The 18,481-nt window shown below is 50.4% G+C and carries 16 protein-coding genes and 2 pseudogenes; 8 read left to right on the top strand and 10 right to left on the bottom strand.

The window, feature by feature from the left end; all coding sequences use genetic code 11:
• The first annotated feature begins 114 nt into the window (after nucleotides 1-114).
• The 7 genes and pseudogenes from IEV98_RS11595 (at nucleotide 115) to IEV98_RS11565 (ending at nucleotide 4,793) form a co-directional block, all read left to right on the top strand.
• Nucleotides 115-1,212, top strand: a pseudogene (locus tag IEV98_RS11595) (IS3 family transposase).
• A gap of 279 nt (nucleotides 1,213-1,491) precedes the next feature.
• A complete protein-coding gene (locus tag IEV98_RS11590; RefSeq protein ID WP_188505987.1) occupies nucleotides 1,492-2,376 on the top strand; it encodes a UvrD-helicase domain-containing protein in 885 nt (294 codons plus the stop codon).
• Nucleotides 2,377-2,479: 103 nt separating this feature from the next.
• Nucleotides 2,480-2,662, top strand: coding sequence for a hypothetical protein (locus IEV98_RS11585; protein ID WP_188505986.1), 183 nt, complete (start codon nucleotides 2,480-2,482; stop codon nucleotides 2,660-2,662).
• A 102-nt stretch (nucleotides 2,663-2,764) separates the two neighbouring features.
• Nucleotides 2,765-2,974, top strand: a complete 210-nt coding sequence (locus IEV98_RS11580) for a DUF2683 family protein (RefSeq protein ID WP_188505985.1) — start codon at nucleotides 2,765-2,767, stop codon at nucleotides 2,972-2,974.
• On the top strand, nucleotides 2,971-3,261 hold the full coding sequence (locus tag IEV98_RS24715; RefSeq protein WP_188505984.1) for a type II toxin-antitoxin system RelE/ParE family toxin: 291 nt from the start codon (nucleotides 2,971-2,973) through the stop codon (nucleotides 3,259-3,261). The genes IEV98_RS11580 and IEV98_RS24715 overlap by 4 nt, the downstream gene beginning before the upstream one ends.
• An 82-nt stretch (nucleotides 3,262-3,343) precedes the next feature.
• The gene (locus IEV98_RS11570) at nucleotides 3,344-3,793 is read left to right on the top strand and encodes a DNA topoisomerase family protein (RefSeq protein ID WP_188505983.1); all 450 of its coding nucleotides are present in this window, start codon (nucleotides 3,344-3,346) and stop codon (nucleotides 3,791-3,793) included.
• 193 nt (nucleotides 3,794-3,986) lie between these two features.
• Nucleotides 3,987-4,793: an OBAP family protein gene (locus IEV98_RS11565; protein WP_188505982.1), complete on the top strand. Its 807-nt coding sequence runs from the start codon at nucleotides 3,987-3,989 to the stop codon at nucleotides 4,791-4,793.
• Nucleotides 4,794-4,832: 39 nt separating this feature from the next.
• On the opposite strand, the gene IEV98_RS11560 is transcribed toward IEV98_RS11565, so the two are convergent.
• The 7 genes from IEV98_RS11560 to IEV98_RS11530 all read right to left on the bottom strand — a co-directional run bounded on the left by IEV98_RS11560 (nucleotide 4,833) and on the right by IEV98_RS11530 (nucleotide 12,732).
• The gene (locus IEV98_RS11560) at nucleotides 4,833-7,979 is read right to left on the bottom strand and encodes an error-prone DNA polymerase (protein ID WP_188505981.1); all 3,147 of its coding nucleotides are present in this window, start codon (nucleotides 7,977-7,979) and stop codon (nucleotides 4,833-4,835) included.
• 91 nt (nucleotides 7,980-8,070) lie between these two features.
• Nucleotides 8,071-8,934: a sterol desaturase family protein gene (locus tag IEV98_RS11555; RefSeq protein WP_188505980.1), complete on the bottom strand. Its 864-nt coding sequence runs from the start codon at nucleotides 8,932-8,934 to the stop codon at nucleotides 8,071-8,073.
• Complete coding sequence (locus tag IEV98_RS11550; protein ID WP_229738696.1) at nucleotides 8,927-10,000, bottom strand: NAD(P)H-dependent oxidoreductase; 1,074 nt, start codon at nucleotides 9,998-10,000, stop codon at nucleotides 8,927-8,929. Before IEV98_RS11550 ends, IEV98_RS11555 begins: the two co-directional genes overlap by 8 nt.
• 24 nt (nucleotides 10,001-10,024) lie before the next feature.
• Nucleotides 10,025-10,732 (bottom strand): TIGR04283 family arsenosugar biosynthesis glycosyltransferase, encoded by a 708-nt coding sequence (locus tag IEV98_RS11545; protein WP_188505978.1) that lies wholly within the window; start codon nucleotides 10,730-10,732, stop codon nucleotides 10,025-10,027.
• Entirely contained in the window at nucleotides 10,725-11,330 is a 606-nt protein-coding gene (locus tag IEV98_RS11540; protein ID WP_188505977.1) for a TIGR04282 family arsenosugar biosynthesis glycosyltransferase, read from the bottom strand. The genes IEV98_RS11545 and IEV98_RS11540 overlap by 8 nt, the downstream gene beginning before the upstream one ends.
• Nucleotides 11,331-11,344: 14 nt before the next feature.
• Entirely contained in the window at nucleotides 11,345-12,394 is a 1,050-nt protein-coding gene (arsS, locus tag IEV98_RS11535) for an arsenosugar biosynthesis radical SAM (seleno)protein ArsS (RefSeq protein ID WP_188505976.1), read from the bottom strand.
• 2 nt (nucleotides 12,395-12,396) lie between these two features.
• Nucleotides 12,397-12,732: an arsenosugar biosynthesis-associated peroxidase-like protein gene (locus IEV98_RS11530; protein ID WP_188505975.1), complete on the bottom strand. Its 336-nt coding sequence runs from the start codon at nucleotides 12,730-12,732 to the stop codon at nucleotides 12,397-12,399.
• A 100-nt stretch (nucleotides 12,733-12,832) separates the two neighbouring features.
• On the opposite strand from IEV98_RS11530, the pseudogene IEV98_RS24710 reads away from it, so the two are divergent.
• Nucleotides 12,833-13,090 (top strand): annotated as a pseudogene (locus IEV98_RS24710) (NAD-dependent dehydratase); the annotation flags it as partial.
• A gap of 62 nt (nucleotides 13,091-13,152) precedes the next feature.
• Here the strand turns inward: IEV98_RS24710 and IEV98_RS11525 are convergent.
• Genes IEV98_RS11525 through IEV98_RS11515 form a run of 3 tightly spaced genes read right to left on the bottom strand, consistent with a single transcriptional unit; the run spans nucleotide 13,153 to nucleotide 18,469 of the window.
• The gene (locus IEV98_RS11525) at nucleotides 13,153-14,805 is read right to left on the bottom strand and encodes a sodium:solute symporter family protein (protein ID WP_188505974.1); all 1,653 of its coding nucleotides are present in this window, start codon (nucleotides 14,803-14,805) and stop codon (nucleotides 13,153-13,155) included.
• The gene (locus IEV98_RS11520) at nucleotides 14,802-17,147 is read right to left on the bottom strand and encodes an FAD-dependent oxidoreductase (RefSeq protein ID WP_188505973.1); all 2,346 of its coding nucleotides are present in this window, start codon (nucleotides 17,145-17,147) and stop codon (nucleotides 14,802-14,804) included. Before IEV98_RS11520 ends, IEV98_RS11525 begins: the two co-directional genes overlap by 4 nt.
• Nucleotides 17,148-17,158: 11 nt before the next feature.
• On the bottom strand, nucleotides 17,159-18,469 hold the full coding sequence (locus IEV98_RS11515; RefSeq protein WP_188505972.1) for an SGNH/GDSL hydrolase family protein: 1,311 nt from the start codon (nucleotides 18,467-18,469) through the stop codon (nucleotides 17,159-17,161).
• Nucleotides 18,470-18,481 lie beyond the last annotated feature (12 nt).

Here is an 18,481-nt window from a genome sequence, read left to right as displayed (position 1 = left end):
AATAAACCGAACGATTGACAAATAAAACATACAAATTGAAAAGTGTGCTGTAAGCTTCCCTGAAAAAAAGACTGTTAGAGAATAGAAAATGATTGATAACTTTAACAGTGTATTATGAAAGGGAAGCGATTCAAACCGGAGCAGATCAGTAAGATTCTTAAGGAATTCGAGGCGGGTAAAAGTGTTCAGGAGATTACGCGCGAACACGGAGTTAGTCCGGCCTCATTTTACAAATGGCGGCAGCGATACGGTGGCCTTGACGGCAGCGAGCTGAAACGCGTAAAGGAACTGGAGGAAGAGAACCGCAAGCTTAAGCGGATGTACGCTGATCTTGCCCTTGATTTGGAGGCCGCAAAGGAGGTCATTGCAAAAAAGCTTTGAAGCCCTGCCAGAAAAAACAGATTGCCCAGGAATTGATGGAGTTGGGAAAGGCATCAGCAGGGCGTGCCGGGTGTTGGGTTTGAGCAAGACCTGTTATTATTATGTAAATATGCGCGATGATAGCGAGGTTGAATGCGCTCTGCGTAAGAAAGCGGAGGATTTCCCACGGGGGGTTTCTGGAAAGCGTTCAGGAGGTTACGCCGGGAGGGCTATGGATGGAACCACAAACGCGTCCATCGGGTGTATAAGCTTATCGGACTGAACATAAGAAGGAAAGCAAAGCGGCGGTTGCCGCAAAGGATAAAGCAGCCGCTTGTTAAACCTATATCGTCCAATGACACCTGGTCGATGGATTTCATGAGCGATGCGCTGAGCAATGGCCGCCGGTTCCGCTCCTTCAACGTAATGGACGATTTCAACAGAGAGGCATTGCATATCGAAGTGGATTATTCCCTGCGCAGTTCCCGGGTGGTCTGGGTGCTGAACCATCTGATTAAACGCAGGGGCAAGCCCAGGAAAATCAGGATGGATAACGGCCCGGAGTTCATATCCCAGCTTTTAACGGAATGGAGCATGGTCAACGGCATCGAGTTTTTATATATCCAGCCCGGAAAGCCCACGCAGAACGGTTTCGTGGAAAGATTGAACGGTACTTACCGTGATAATGTGCTGGACTGCTACCTGTTTGACACATTGGACGAAGTGAGGGAAGTTACCTGGCAATGGATGGATGATTATAACAATCACAGGCCACATGACAGTCTTGGAAATATGCCACCAACAGGATATGCTGCTCTATCCAATTTTGAAAGCGATAAACAGGCGTGTTAGGGTATTTAGGTTTAGGTTAATTTGAAGAGAATTTTGTAAAATTACACAGTCTTAATTTCGGGAAGCCGACAGAGGTATGATAATTTTACGCTTGAACTTATTCGTAATGAACTTGTAACCCCAATAAATCCTAGCTTAAATTAGGCTGGTCACTAACCAATGGGCAAATGTAATAAATGCGGTGTCGCATTTGTCAAGTTAAAATCACTTTAATACCAAACACAATCATAACATAAACAAGATATAATATGGAGGTTTATCATCGTTTCGACAGTAATATTGATTATTCTAATTATATACAGACTGTTATCAGAGAAGAAAAAATATGCAACCCCTATTTACCAAAAAAACCTACAGACAATCAATGAATTTCTTGACTTGGTTCGTTCATTAAACGACTATGTGACCTGGGTGCAGCGTGATCAGCTGAAATCTGAGTATGCTACTGTCGGTCAATTCTTTAAGAACAAAACCAGTTATTACAAGAAAGAAACAGCCGTAAAAAGCTTCAATGAGATTTTCGAAGATTTTGACAACTACGTCATTCGATATAACCGGAACTACGTCAAAACACAAAAGGAAAGACTACGGGAATATTTTGACCATATTGAAGGAAAAAGCCTGGACGACCAGCAGCGTACGGCATTGATAACGGATGAATACGCAAACTTAATAATTGCAGGTGCAGGGTCCGGAAAAACGTTAACGATTCTTGGAAAGGTTCAATACCTCATTGAACAGAAAAATAGCAATGCCGATGACATCTTGCTATTGTCATTTACCAAAAAAACGGTTGATGAACTAAACGAAAGACTGACAAAAATTGGCGTTGCCACCAAAGCAACAACCTTTCATAAACTCGGTTATGATACCATAAAAAAACACCGTGCGGACATTCCCGCTGTCACAAACGAAAACACGTTGAGCGGGGTAATCAAAGCGTATTTAAAGGAAGATATTTTTGAAGATGCAGCAGCATTGCAAGCATTTATTCAATACGTTGCTTGTTATATGAACATTCCGGAAGAATACGATAATTACGATTCATTCGAAAATAATTTGTTTTTAACGGCCTCATGGAACCTGCATTTTCATCGCCTTTTGTCAGGCACTGACATGGCAGGTTTCATATGGCGAAAAAATAGACACAGAGAAGGGCATTGATTTCCACACATTAAAATCAAAATGTGAACCACCACTGAATATGGTGTCAAAAGCTAAGCATGACACGATACAGGGCGAAAGGGTAAAAAGTGTAGAGGAACTTATGATAGCGAATTTCTTGTACCTCAATGGAATTGAGTATGAATATGAGAAACCGTATCCACACGGAGCTATCATGTACCGGCCTGACTTCTATCTAAAGGATTATGATATCTATCTTGAGCATTTTGGGGTGGATGAGGCATTTTGGGTAAGCAATCCGAAATTGCGTAAAGAGTTGGATTGATTGATGGTAAGCGAAAGCCAATTTCGGAATCGCTGCAATCTCGTATCACATTTTTGTAGTTGGCAATTATTTCGTATTTTTACAAAAATGAATGGTCCAAACATGCAAACTTTGATTGTCCAACCAGAAAACAAGGAACAACTTCTTGCTGTTGAATCCGTATTGAAGCTACTTAAGATTAATTTCGTTGTCGAAGAAGACGAAGCTTTACCTACATATGTGGCGGATGGGACGAAGGAGTCGATGCTGGAAGCACAAGCCGGCAAATTGACGCCATTCACTTCAATTCGAGAAATGCTAGATGTAAAATGAGTCTGGAAATTCATTATACACCTAAAGCCAAGAAATCCCTTCAATTTTTACACGCATTCATCACGGAAAAATTTGGTAAGAGACCCGCTGATAAATTTATCAGGGAAGCTGAAAAAACGATTCTCCTACTAAAGGAGCAACCATATCTCTTTAAGAAAAGTGAATTGGGGGAACATATCCGGCTAGGCCTAATTAGTCGGTACACTTCATTCCTGTACGAGGTAACAAATACTCGTATCATTCTACATTTCTTTTGGGATAATCGGCAAGAACCTTTTTACGATTAATCTTTACAACAACTTCTTATTCGGCTAATAATCGTGCTAAAACTCAGCAACCATTTGCTCGGCTTTCCCAACAAAATGACGGATGACCCCTATCCTATCGCTATTGCTGAGTGATAATGAAGCGTACCGGTTTGCAGAGGAACGCAGGTTGTTTTATGTGGCGTTGACGCGGACTAAAAATGAGGTGGTGTTGCTCGCTCCATCAGAGGCGTCGTTGTTTGTGGAAGAGCTGCTAAAAGACACCAATTATTTATTGACCACGGCAGACGGGGCGGTGAACGCTACGCCCTGTCCCTACTGTAAAACCGGGAAGCTGGTGATCAGGCAGAACCCCTCTAATGGCAGTCAATTTTTGGGATGCTCGCATTACCCCAGTTGTAACCAGACGTTTAAAAACCTGGAAATTTTAACGGACAAGCTGATGTGTCCGGATTGCCAAAGTGGTTATATGGTTAAAAGAAATGGGAAATTCGGCGACTTTTTGGGGTGTACCAATTATCCTGGGTGTAGGAATACGATAAAGTTGAAATGATATGATTCGCTATAAGAGTCGGTGAATACAAAGCCCCGAAACGGGGTGGTGCATTCCTGCCCCGCTTTGTTACAACGGGATTGTTAAGATACGTTAAAAAGACAATATTCCGTCGGTGACACTGTTGGAATATTCTTAAACAATCCGGGAAGCGCAGTGTTGGCAATTAGGTAGTTACGTTAACGGAGAACTCATGGTCAAACACAGTGAAATCTTTGTAGTATGGCTCATCGCCGGAATCGGGTTGTTCGGCTGCGGCGGAAGGAATACGGAATCGAACGTGGAAGCGCCAGGCGACAAAAAGCCGGGTAAGGACAAACTGTTGGAAGCAGGTGCAGATATGTTACAGGATAAATCTCCGCTCAGGCATTTCAATGCTTACCTGGATGGTTTCCATTTCTACAACGGGAATATCAACGCGCAGATGGAGGCGCACCATTATGTCCACCAGCTCAACGAGGATGTGTACCAAGCCGTCATCTTTGACGGCAACGACCGGGACGCGAAACTGATGGGCGTTGAATACATCATTACCGAGCGGCTGTTCAGGACGCTACCGGAAGAAGAAAAAAAGCTCTGGCATTCGCATCACTACGAGGTAAAGTCCGGCGCGCTCATTGCGCCGGGTATTCCAGAAGTAGCCGAACATGAGCTGATGGAAAAGCTGGTATCCACCTATGGCAAGACCATCCATACCTGGCATACGGACCAGCAGCGGACACTGCCGTTGGGATCGCCGATGGTGATGATGGGTTTTACTGAAGATGGGCAGCTCCATCCGCAATTGCTGGAGGAACGAGACAAGCGGTTCAATATTTCGACTGCCGAGAAGAAAGAGAAACGGGCGGACATTCCGATGCCCGACGTCGACCCGATGGCCAATGCCTGGGAACGCGGCGAACTGCGGCAGTTCATCCTGACCAGCAACGTGGATAGTGCCCTGCATAAGCACCAGGGACCGGTACAAAAGGAATCAAGAAAAAGCAACGATGGAAAATGACACGAAAGTGTTATCCGGCATACCCATATGCTGTATCTGTTATTGAAAATTTCGCCCTTTGTGGAATACCCCGGCGGTATCGGCTTCGTCGGGGGTGGCCAGCCCGCGCAGCCAGCCATTGAGGTTGGTGCAGTGCTGCACGATGACGTGGATGACCTCGCCCTCGATCTGCAGCTTGCCGGATACCAAAAGCAGCCGCGACTGCAGGATCTCGCGGCGGTATTTCTCGAACATGGTGCCCCATACCACCAGGTTGGCAAAACCGGTCTCGTCCTCTACGGTGACGAACAGCACACCCTTGGCCGTGCCGGGCCGCTGCCGCACGGTGACCATGCCGCAGACCTTCACGAACATGCCATCCTGCATGGTGGGAAGCCTGCCCGTTGGTGTAACCCGCAGTAGCTCCAGCTTTTCCCGGAGGAAACTGACGGGATGCGCCTTGATGGATAACGCCGTGCTGGCGTAATCCTGCACCACGTGCTCGCCAGCGGTCATCAGCGGCAGCTCGATCTGCCCTTCGTTGGTGCATGCCGAGGATTGGCCCTCGAACAGCGCCACCGGCCGGTCTGCCAGCGCCGAGACGGCCCAGAGTGCCTGCCGGCGATCGACCCCCATGGAGCCGAAGGCATCCGCATCGGCCAGCCGCTCCAGCGCCGCCAATGGCACACCGGCATCAGCCAGTGCGCTGATGGCGGTGTACCCGCCCTGCGGGCGTGCGTTGATGAGTACCTCCATATCTTCCTCACGCAGGCCCTTGACCTGCCGGAAGCCCAGGCGTAGCGCGTGGTGGCTTTTACCGAACTCACCATCCAGCGTATGATCCCACAGGGAATGGTTTACATCCACCGGCAGGACGGTGACGCCGTGGTTGCGGGCATCGATGATGATCTGCGCGGGCTGGTAGAACCCCATGGGCTGGCTGTTGAGCAGGGCAGCGGCAAAGATATCGGGATAGTAACACTTGATCCACGACGACACATATACCAGCAGGGCGAAGGAGGCGGCGTGGCTCTCGGGGAAGCCGTAGCTGCCGAAACCTTCCAGCTGCCGGAACACCCGGTTGGCGAACTCCTCGGTATAGCCTTTTTTCATCATCCCACTTACCATCTTCTCATGGAAGGCGGATACCTGCCCCTTGGCCTTGAAGGTGGCCATGCTGCGCCGGAGGGCGTCGGCGTCGGCGGCCGTGAAATCCGCCGCCACCATGGCGATCTCCATAGCCTGCTCCTGGAACAGCGGCACGCCGAGTGTCTTCTCGAGGATACCCCGGATTTCCTCGGAGGGATATTCCACGGGCTCCTCGCCATTGCGCCGCCGCAGGTAGGGATGCACCATATCGCCCTGTATCGGCCCGGGCCGCACGATGGCCACCTCGATGACCAGGTCGTAGAACGTGCGGGGCCGCAGCCTCGGTAGCATGGACATCTGTGCCCGGCTCTCGATCTGGAACACGCCGAGCGTATCGGCATGGCTGATCATCTCATATACCTTCGGGTCATCCTGCGGGATATTGGCCAGCGTGAGGTCGAGACCGTAATGCTGTTTCGCCAGGTCAAACGCCTTGCGGATGCAGGTGAGCATGCCCAGGCCCAGCACATCAACCTTCAGGAACCCGAGCGCTTCGAGGTCGTCCTTATTCCACTCCAGGTTGGTGCGGTCTTCCATGCGGGCGTTGATGATGGGGCACAGCGCATGCAGGTTGCCCTGCGTGATAACGAAACCGCCGGTATGCTGCCCCAGCTGGCGCGGGAAGCCCATGTACTGGTAGGTAAGCTCCAGCACCTTGCGCAGTTGCGGATCGCGCACATCGAATCCCTGCTCGGCTAGCAGCTGCTCATCAAGGCCTTCGTCCCAATGGCTGCTTACCGTGCCCGCCAGCCGGCCCACGGCATCCACCGAGAGGCCCATGGCCTTGCCGACATCGCGCACTGCCCCCTTGGCGCGTACCTGCGTAACGGTGGCCACGATGGCGGCCCGATCCCGCGTATATTTTTCGTAGATATATTGGATGACCTCCTCCCGCCGCTCGTGCTCGAAATCCACGTCGATATCGGGCGGTTCATCCCGCGCATCGGACATGAACCGGGCGAACAGCAGCCGGAACTTGGCGGGATTGACCGAGGTGATGCCCAGGCAATAGCATACCGTGGAGTTGGCGGCCGAGCCCCTGCCCTGGCACAGGATGTTGCGCTCGCGGGCGAAGCGCACGTAATCGTGCACGGTGAGGAAATACGAGGCGTAGTTCTTCTGCTGGATGAACGCCAGCTCCATCGCAATGGTTTCGCGGACGTTGACGGGTATATCGCCGCCGAACCGCTCCGTTGCCCCTGCCCAGGTGAGGTGCGCGAGCTCCTCCTGCGGGGTGCGGCCTTCCGGAACGAGCTCTGTGGGATAGACATACGTGAGTTCGCTGAGGGAAAAGTGGCAGGCATCGGCGATGGCCGCCGCGTTGCGGATGGCTTCTGGGTATTGCCGGAACAGCCGATCCATCTCTTCAGCCGGTTTGAGGTACCGCTCCGCATTGGAATGCAGCCGATAGCCCGCCGTTTGTAGGGTGCACTTCTCGCGGATACAGGTGAGCACATCCTGCAGTTCGCGGCGCTGCGGAATGTGGTAGTGTATATCGTTTAGCGCGACCATCGGCATATCCAGCTGCTGGCAGAGCTGATGGATGCGAAACAGTTTCTTGGCGTCATCGCCGGTATAGGTGCGTACGGCACCCAGGCAGAGGTGGCTGCCCAGCTCCTGCCGGTATTCGGTGATGTGCCGGATGTAATCGGGCTCAAGCGCGAAAGAAGCCGTTAGCTTATCGGGTGGCACGGCGATGAATTCGATGCCCGCGCTGTGCGCATAGACATCGGCCTTGTACAGGTGGCATTTTCCTTTCTCAGCTCGGCGGTTGCCGGTGGTGAGCAGTGTGGAAAGCCGGCCGTAGGCCGCAAGGTCGGTAGGGTAGGCAAGCAGGCTGGGCCCATCCAGCAGATCGAGGCGGCAGGCGGGAATGAGCCGGATGCCGTGCTTCTTTGCCGCCATATGCGCGCGCACAATGCCGGCAAAGCTGTTGCGGTCGGTGATGGCAATGGCGCTGTAGCCCAGCGCCGCCGCCCGCTCCGCCAGCTCCTCGGGGTGCGACGCACCGCGCAGGAAACTGAAATTGCTGGTAACCTGTAACTCGACGTAGCTCATTTGCCCTTCCATTTTTCTATGAAGGCAAAGGTAGTTATACTAATTCTATTAGTAATTCAAAATGTTACTTCTTTTTGCGGTGTCGGAAAATTCAACGGATAGAATCACGAGGTTCTTTCTTTTCCCTTTCGTTCCCCGAAGCGTTATGTCTTATAGGTGGCCAGGGGCGGATTTTCGTAAAGGGCAATTTAAAGAGCCTGCCAATGGTCAGCTCACTTTCGTCGGCATAGGACGGCACGCCCGTTATGATCTTATCTTGATCAACATTCAGGCGGACGGTGCGGTGTATTCGGTCCCAAACCGAAAAGACAATCGCGTAATTACTATCGGTTTGCTGCTTAACGATCGAATGGTGAATACCATGCATGCGCGGGGTAACGACAAAAAAGTTCAACATCCTTTCCAGCCGGAATGGCATTTTTAAATTGCTGTGATGAAATTGCGTGGCGGCCTCAAAGGCGATTTCATAAATCAACACGGCTACCGGACCGGCGCCGATCAATACAACGGCTGCACCACGGAAAAGTACCGACCCGACCAGCTCTCCGAAATGAAAACGAAATGCGGTGGTGACATCCAGGTCAAGATCGCAGTGATGTACCAAATGGAAGCGCCAAAGAATCGGCAGCTTATGGAGCAATATATGCCAGAGGTAATTGCTGTAATCAAGCAGCATAAAAGCGATTGCGCCCTCGATAAGTGGAGTTGCATCAAACAGGTAGTTGAGGCCGATGTGCCAGGATTGGTTTTTCATGGCCAGCCAAACCATTACTGGAATGAGCATAAGCCGCAGCAGCAAAAACGCCGGTATCGAAACGACAAAATTAATGATTACTCGCTTCCATCGGCCCTGCACCCGTTTACGTAGCTGATAGTTACTTTCAAGGACAAAAAGTAGGACGAAAAGGATGGCCAGCACAGGTGCACCGTAAACATCGAAAATGGAGTTAGTCATGGCGCCTCAGTTTTTCTCCTTCGCCTTTTTTGGTGTGCCAAGTAACACCTTTATTCAACCCGAGGTCTTGCTGTATGCGAGGTGAAGAACCTTTGGGCGCCTTGCCCACCATCATGCGAACATACCGTATGCCATCTTTTATATTTTCCCAAAAATGCCTCGGTGCTTTATAACCGTAGGCCCTGTACCTGTTTGGTGGCACTTTGCCCTTCTGCCGGACGAAATTTTCAAAATCCTGCACCCAGGTGAAAAATGAAGCCATAAATTCGTTTTCAAGAACCATATGCTCCGCTTGATTATCGCTGTATTTTTTACCGCTACCGGTAATGCCGCATTTCCATAGCTGATCTGGCACTTCTACCCCTCCATAGCGGCACTGCCACACCAGGGATGCATACGCATTGCGTTCATCGCTAAAGGGTTCTTGGACCGGGTCAAAATAATGTTTGTGCTGTAGGATTTTCGGGCGCCCTGCTTCGTCTAGTTCATCGCCTCCTTCGTCTCCATAGCAAAAGAAGGCTGCTGTTCGCCCTTCCAAATGATTCAGGCTCATCGACTCCCACCGCGCGGTGTGTTCCAAAGCCATGGCTTTTTCCGGATTTTTGTGGTCGATGCTTTTTTCATCCGGGTTGCCACCATTCATGCACACCAGCCGATCGAACATCAGTTTTAGGTTACTGCTGCAGCTGTACCAGTTGATCGGGCCGATAATAGCCCAGGCATCTGCCATATCCAACCGGGCATACAGGTCTAGGTTCCACATCAGATCGGGTTCTTTACGGCTATCCTTTTTATAGCAATTGCAGGGCCACACACAAAGGGCCATGGCCGTCGATACACATGCATTGCAACTTTGTATTCCCGCTCTCGCATAAACGTTACCCAGGTCTTCGTAATCGATTTCCCATTCCTTGGGTAACATTTCCGCCATCTTTAACATCAGCGTCCGGGATTTGCTGTCAACGCCCGGACAATTGTATTGCCTTCGTTGGGAGCCTGATATAATCAGCACCCGAAAGGGCCGCTGTGCCGGCGGTAACTTTGCATTTTCATCATTGGGTTTCATAGTTGCCAACTCAATTAACAATGATTATCTCCTTAAAAATTTCCGATGCAACTTGACCAAACGGGCCTGCGGATATCCGAGGTAGTATAAAATCCACGTGGCGTAAAAAATACCCTGCATCCGGTATATGCCATTTTCCAGGTATTTCCGGGCAGAAGTGACAACGCTGTCGTTCAGCACGGCGAATTTTCCGTGTTTCTTTAAGCGGTGTATGATCTCTTGGTCTTCCATGATGTACAAATCATCCCTGAATCCGCCCGACTTCTGAAATACCGCTTTGGTTACAAATAGACTTTGATCGCCAAAGCGGAAGGCATTGAGATCAAACCGGGTAAACCAGGCGTTTGCCCTCAGAAACCAGTGGTGACAGTCAAAGGCAAGCCTGAAGCATCCGCTTTTTACCCCCTGTGAATGGGCCGCCCGAATGTCGTGCATAAAGTTAATGGGCGGAATGCTATCTGCATGTAGAAAATAAAGCATCTCTCCTATTGCCCCGGCAACCCCTTTGTTCATTTGAGCCGCTCTTCCCTTCTGTTCGCTGTGCACCACAATTGCCCGCGCGGCGACTGCTAAAGCAACCGTATTGTCGGTACTGCCACCGTCTACGACAATTATTTCCGTATGATGCGTCTCATTCGCCGCACGTATTTTGTTGAGGGTACGAACGATTTGACCGGCCTCATTGTATGTCGGAATGATGATACTTAAGAAGGTCGACTGTCGATTATCCATGTTGGTTCATTTTTGCCAGATGCGGCAGATCCTTTTCTTCGTCGACGTCGGGCAACGGCGGCAAAAGCGAATAACTGAGTCCATCGTTTTTGCAAATCGCTACGGTCTTCTCAAAAACGGCTGCTGTACTCCACGGAATATTTTCGAACAACGTTGGATGTGCCCGCTTCATTCCCAACAAATAGTAACCACCGTCATATGCGGGGCCGATGACAACATCCCGTTTGTCCAGTGTATCGAAAGCTGTTGCTACAATCGTTTCATCTATAGCAGGGCAGTCCGTACCAACAATTACTGCCTTGGCATACCCTTGCCCGAACACATCAGTAAATGCATTTTTCATTCGCTCCCCTAAATCGTCGCCACACTGCGTGGCGTTTGCGAAACCAGGGGCAATTGTAAGATCAAGCGTAGTCTCGTCGGAATAAAACATGATTTTTTCGGCTTTTACTTTCGTCGCCATATTGAGGGTATGGCTCAACAGTTGCCGGTAAATTTCCAAAGCCGCGGCATGGCCAATGGAAACAGCAAGACGGGTTTTTACCTTGCCATAAACCGGCATTTTGGCAAATATGATCAGGATATCCGCTCGCGCCATACTTGCTAGGTTAGTTATGCTATCGTACCTCCGCAGCTTGATCCCGATCCGGCTGTGCACCCATAGCAATGGTTGCCTACAACGATTTCTCTTTCCTTTAATGTCTGATGATTGAACTCGCGGATGTGTTGACTCTCGCAATTGACTTTCAATTCGAGCATCTGATTGAAATCGCAATCGTACAGATAGCCGTCCCACCCCACGGAAAGGGTGTTGCGGCACATTACGTTTGCCGCTGCCGCCGGATTATACGCATGGATAAGCTTTTCCATATAGCTTTCGTAATTACCGCTCATCAATAAATAATCAAGAAAACGGCTGATGGGCATATTCGTAATGACAAACAACTCGTTGAACTCAATGGAAAACCGCTGCCTGAGTACCTCTCTGTAGGTTGTTTCCAAAGCAATTTGGCCGGATGGCAGAAAAGCGCCTGAAGGATTGTAAACCAGATTGAGTTTCATTCCGGATCCCTCCTTTCCGTAGCCGGCACGGTTGAGCAGCTGAAGTGCGTGGATGCTGGCGTCAAATACGCCATTGCCCCGTTGCCTGTCGGTCCTGTCCTGGGCGTAGAAGGGAAGCGAGGAAACGACTTCGACACGATGTTTCCGATAGAAATCCGGCAGGTCGGCATATTTTTTATTCGCCAGGATGATAGTGAGATTACATCGTACGATAACGTGTTTCCCCAACCGGGTCAGCTGTTCCACAAACCAGCGGAAGTTGGGATTCATCTCGGGGGCTCCGCCGGTAAGGTCTACGACGGTGAGCTGCTCATGCTGTCGAAGCACGTCAAGGCATAGCTGCATGGTCTCCGCGGTCATGATCTCTTTGCGGTCAGGCCCGGCATCCACGTGGCAATGCTTACATGTTTGGTTGCACATCTTACCGATATTGACCTGCAAGGTGTCGATTTGCCGGGCCTTGAAGGGATACGACTGGGATTGGGCCAGTTTATCCCGGAAGGAAATGGGGATGGCGGTACCGTCTTGGCCATACGCCAGGATGGCTAACTGTGCATGGGCATCGGCCAGAGAATGATGTTGTGCCTTTAATGACTTCATCGTTACATGGCTATTTTTTTTACCTTGTTCATCATCTGCACACCGTGCACCAGGGAAGCTCCGCCCCGTATGGCCGCTGCAACATGAACCGCTTCCATCAGCTGCGCTTCGCTCCATCCTTTTTCATAGGCGTCCGTACTATAGGCATCGATACAGTAAGGGCATTGCACGGCATGTGCTACTGCCAGCGCAATTAGCGATTTTTCCCGCGCTGATAATTCACTGTCCTTGAATACTTCCCCATAATAAGCGAAAAAGCGATCACCCAGTTCTTTTTGAAATTCGCCGATGTTGCCAAACTTTGCTAAATCTTTTTCATCGTAATAGTGTTCACTCATGGCGCTGTTTTTGGTTATGAAAAGCTACAATACTTTTGATTCCTTATGGTTAACAGCCTAAAACCCTCAATGTTTTCAATGGGATAAGCGATTTCCGGGTAAGCCTGACGCATACGACAAACTGATGGAAATGACAGACGCCGGACTATTAGCAAAAGCCACTGTTTGGGCGGCCACCCAGCCGCAATGTGCTAACCACGCATTTAATATTGCTAATGGCGATCTGTTCCGTTGGAACGATCTGTGGCCAAAGATCGCCGAATACTTCGATGTAAAAGCTGGGTCCCCGCTGCAAATGTCCCTCCAAACCGTTATGGCGGACAAAGAGGACTTATGGAAAGCCATGCAAGCAAAATATAAGCTCAAGGCAGTTGGCTATCAGGAAATATCATCATGGGCTTTCGGCGATGCAGTGTGCCGTTATCCATTGGCCCGCCGGCTTCGCCGTAACGACAGTATTAGCGCCGCTCCCAGGGCTAAGATGGCCAGCGCAATAATAAGCACTGCCGCCCTACCGTGGGTAGCCAGCAAGCCTAATAGCAAAATCAACAGGCCGACGCCTAGCAGAGATAGTGCGATAGTCTTTACCGCCAAAGTGCCTCTACGCCTACCTTGCGAGGCATCATCAGCTCCAGCGAGGTTGTCATCCGTCGCAGTCGGTACCCGGTAGGGTCTATCGCGGTATATCACTTCAAATACAGCCAGAAGTACGATGGGCAAGGTTACACCAAGCACGGTTTCCTGCATGCGGCCCAACGAGATCTCGAATAAAGCAGGCGAAACGAACTTGAAAAACAGGTTGACCAACAGGCTACTGATGGTAACAAACAACACCGAGAAAGCCGTTTGGCGCTTGGAGAACAGCGCCCATACCGCCGGCCCATACAACGGTACGCCGGTGAGCGCTCCGATACTCAATACCACTTCCACAATCCCCCCCATGGCCGGAACCATAAGGGCTATCAATACCGTAACGACTCCAAAACCAAGCGTGGAGAGCCGTGCCACCCACATCAGCGACTTGTTGGAAGAACCAGGGTGTAACCGCTTATAGACATCGTTGGTAAACACGGCCGATGACACGTTCAGCGATGCATTTACCGAATCGGTAGTCGCAAAAATCATCCCCGTAATCATCAAGCCCATCATCCCCGCCGGTAACACCTCTTTACACATCATCAAGTATGCTCCTTCATTTTCGAGCCCCCCCAAATCAACATTGATCATACGGTACAACATTGGCGGTAACATCCACACCACGGGGCTAAACACATATAGCCAACCGAATAAATAACCCACCTTTTTTGCCTCGCGTTTAGTGGGCACGCTCGTGTATCGTTGCACGTATGCCCAATTCCCACCAATGAAAACCATGTTGTAAAACCCGAAAGCTACCATGAACCAAAGGGAATATTCGCCGCCGGTGAGGTTAAAAAAGCCAAGCGGCGCATCCTGAATGAATTGACCGATACCACCTACCTTGTCAAATGCCAACGGAACGACAATCAACACCGCCGCAGTGAGCACCACGAACTGGAGCACATTGGTGACAATGACCGCCCAAAGACCTCCAGAAGTGGTATATAGTACCGCCATAAGGCCAAAAAGGATAATCGCCCAATGCGAAGGCAAGCCGGTAGAAACATTTACCAGCTTTGCGACGGGGTAAAGAAACGCACCGTTATAGGCGAAGCTCATCAACAGGAACACGAAGGTGTAAAACTTGTGCACGCTGCTGCCAAAACGTTGTTGTATAAACTCAGCAGCGGTCAACACACCGGTTTGTCGCCAGCGCGGCGCAATAAACCGTCCGATAAGGAAACCTGCGACCGCCATGGTCCATTGAATGGCCACAGCCACCCAACCTTGCTCATAGGCGATCGCTCCCCACACCACAAACGTGCCCGCCGAGAAGAACCCCATGTAAAGGGAGAGTCCGCTCATCCACCAGGGTAAGGCGCCGCTGGCACCGAAATATGACTTCATATCAGCTTTGCGGTCACTCATCGAGAGTCCGGCCACTAAAATACCAATGGAGAAAATGGCAATTACCCAGTAATCCAGCGTGGTCATTTTTGCTCGTTATTTTTCTGTGCTTTTGTTTCTTCCTGTACGCGCAATGGATCGCTTTTGTAACAACGCATAGCGAAAAGTGACGCCGGTACATCTTTTGACGGGTGTTCCATATAAATGGTTAGCTTGTCCGTTATCACAGGGCGGTCAAAGGTAAGCGTATTTCGGGTTTGGTAATTACCCGCTCGCTGATATACCAACCGACCACTGGCGTCTTCTATGCGATAGTTACGGACGCAAAAAGGCATGACCCGCTCGGGGTGGGTCATAAGAACAGACTCCATTGCGTGGTCGAAATCGGTATCGAAAGCCAGCTCGATACGGCTAATCGACTGCGGCCGATCCCAGGTGAGCATTACGTGTGGGTTGGCGTCGCTGGGGTCAGCAACCCAGGCATTCGGCGCTGTCGTGGGTCGGTCTATTCCATTTCGCAAATTCTCTGCCCCGAATGCCGTTACCGCCTTGGAAACCGTGAAGGCTATGTTCTGGCCCTGCGGCCGTCGTTGCGGGCACCAGAATTCAAATTCATCTATTCCCAATCCGGCTTTCGGTTGTTGCCGTCCGTTGTTGGATACCTTTTTATTGACACCGTTAAATACCGTAACCAGTCCGGTTATCCGCTCTTCCGTGTAGGGAAGACTCACGTGTTCATTTTTCAAGAATGTCAGGAATACATATTGCGCCTCGTCAAGCGCGACATCAAAACCCAATTGGATTTCCGTTTTTCCACCCGGCAATGCGATGGTTTCCTGAGCCAGCACGCCATCGGGCGTGAAACCACCCTTGCGGCTGCTTGCCCGCAGTTCTACGAGCACCTGCGTATCCTGATGGGCGTCAATAGTAACCACAAAACCCGGCACATTGCCAGCGGGCAAAGGGATTAGCTGCGCAGCCGAAATATTGAGTGGCCGCCATATCACGTCTGCACCACTGAAGCCCGAAAAGGACAACGCACTAGAAACAGATACATTCGCTTGTTGCGCCAAATCAGCATCGTCATGGAGGGCAAGGCCCGGAATGTACTGCCCTGTTTTCATCAATTGCTGCTGCAAGCGATCGATATACCCATCAGCGTATACAGCGGACGGCAATATACTGAACCGCTTACAGATCGACGCCGCTACCGCAACCGCCTGCCCAACATACGCACTGGTAGCCATTACCCGTGTTGCACCAAACGCCACATGGCTTACACTGATGATACGCCCGGCGATAAACAGGTTTTTGATGTTTTTGCTATATAACGTACGGTACGGAATCTGGAAAACCCCCTTGCTGTGCCACTGATTACACGGCTGCCGATCGCTGAATACACCATCCGCGGGGTGTAGGTCGATAGACCAACCCCCATATGCTACCGCATCGGGATGGGTGCGCTGTTCGATGAGGTCGCGTTGCGAGAGCATGTATTCTCCCTCAAAACGACGGCTCTCGCGTTTACCGGGAATCATTCCTACCCACTCGAGCGTCATCGTTTCCGCTTCAGGAAACCTTGCTGAGTTCTTAATGTAATCCCAGATCCCGTATACCACACGCCAAAGCTCCCATTTGATCCGTTCGGTGTCATGCACGGTATCCAAACGGCCACCGTGTTCCACCCACCAAAGCTGGCAGCCGTGTTCATTTGCTTTAAAATTACGGAAACGCGGAATCTCTTTCGACACATCGATTGCGAATGAGGGTGGAATAAAGCTCACCGGGGTTCCCACATCTTTGCTGTAGAAATATAACGAATGGCCCAGCAATTCGCCATATTCCGCATCGGGTGCCATCAGTTCGTCAAATTCGTCCCGGCTTTCGGCACCCATACGAAACGCTGCACCGGCGAGAAATCCTACGATCCCATCCCCCGAGGAATCACAAAACAGGGGTGCGGTTAAGTAATAAGTCGTTGAATTTTGGCTGCAAAAGGCCTTTACCCCATTAATGTATTCCGGACCGCCCTTCTCCACCTCATAGACCGCGGTATTGAGGAGTAATTTGATGTTCGGTTCTTGGCTTACTTTATCCAGTAGAACCAAGTCAAATATCATGGGATTGCCTTCCGGATTGCGATACATATTTTCGACCAATAGCTCGTCGACCACGCCGCCCTCCCTGCTCCATCGGTTATTGTTGCCCATGTGGGATGTAGCGCCCAACACCCAAAGGCGTACTTCGCTGGAAGCATTGCCTCCGAGTACGGGGCGATCTTGCACCAATATGACCTCCATACCCTGGCGTGCCGCCGTAATGGCCGTACACGTGCCGGAGAGCCCCCCACCAATGATGATGAGGTCTGCCTGCATCGTTTCCAAATGTAGGCTTCTGCCGTCAACGCTAAATCTTTCCTGTTGTACCATAAAAATTTATCTTAATCACCGAAGTTGATAGCGATCGGTTTTCCCACCATCAATATATTGCCAAGGAACCATGCATTGTCTGCGAATCGTGCAGGATCGTCCATTGTTAGCTTTCTGGGATTTTGCAGCAGAATAGCCGCCTTGTCGAATTCTTTGCCTGACACCTTAATCGTAACATCGTTAACGCCATCATTCAATCCGTCTAGGAAAAAGAAGGTTTTCCGATAGTGAATGCAATGGTTATCAAATCGGGTTACTTCAGACGCCTTGCCGTTGACATTTACGTCGAGTATACCGCTTCCCGGCCCGATCACATCATAAAACCCCAATACGTTACCTTCAAATCGTATGCGGATCGTCGCATCAGGGGGGACGGCCTTATACAGCGCAGGGATAAATGAAGCTACCTGCTTTTGCACTGGATGGTCCTGTTCCAGCTTGACCCAGTCTTTATTTTCATCAAACTCACTTAGGGAAAGCATTTTAGCACTTTCCCAATTGTCTGATACGAACGGTTTTTTCAACTCATGCCTATGGCTTGCGTTCCGACCCTGCATCTCCATCAGGTGCTTCATCACGATATGTGCACAGATTGGATGGCCAGAGGCAGGCAGTGGGTGCACTTTGTCCGCCGTGAAAACGATTTTACCAGGGTGCTCGCCGGGGTTCCCGGTAAAAACCAGGTCCCCGGCTTCGCGCAACTTGGCAACCTCCACTCCGATATGAATGGATGGGATGCCATAGTGCTGCGCTACCTGCTCCATCGCTTCGGCGGCACGGGGAAAGCGCCCCGTTTCCCGGAACTTATCTACGATTGTTTCTGTAATGGTGTATACAAAGCATATGTCGGTATTCGGATTGGCCGACCAGGTCTTTCTCACAATCCCCTCGATGGAACGATAAATCACGTCGGGTGGCAGCGGAGAGTCATTCACGGCAAACTCCACGAAAAGCAAGTCAGGTTTGTGCCGCAAGACATCTTGATCCATGCGGAAAACGCCCAGGGTGGACGTTGTTCCGCCAATTGCGGCATCGACATGTTTGAACGTATTGTGCGGAAATGAGGTCCGGAGCGTATGATATGTCAACTCCCGCCAACCATCCCTTGCTTCGGTGATACTCCCGCCGATATACGCCACACAAAGTTCGCTTCCAATCCGATTCTTTACTTTGTCGAAAAAATTCGGTAAGCCACCCCGCATATGGAACGGCGCCGGCAATTCGAACTCATGCTGCGCTTGCGCGTTTATACTGCGCATCGGTGCGCCGAGGCAAATACTTAACAGGCACAGGTTCCGCAAAAGATGAGCTATTTTTGACATATTTCGTTGTAT

This window comes from Parapedobacter pyrenivorans (assembly GCF_014636865.1).
GTDB classification, from domain to species: domain Bacteria; phylum Bacteroidota; class Bacteroidia; order Sphingobacteriales; family Sphingobacteriaceae; genus Parapedobacter; species Parapedobacter pyrenivorans.
This window is presented reverse-complemented; position numbering and strand designations above follow the sequence as displayed.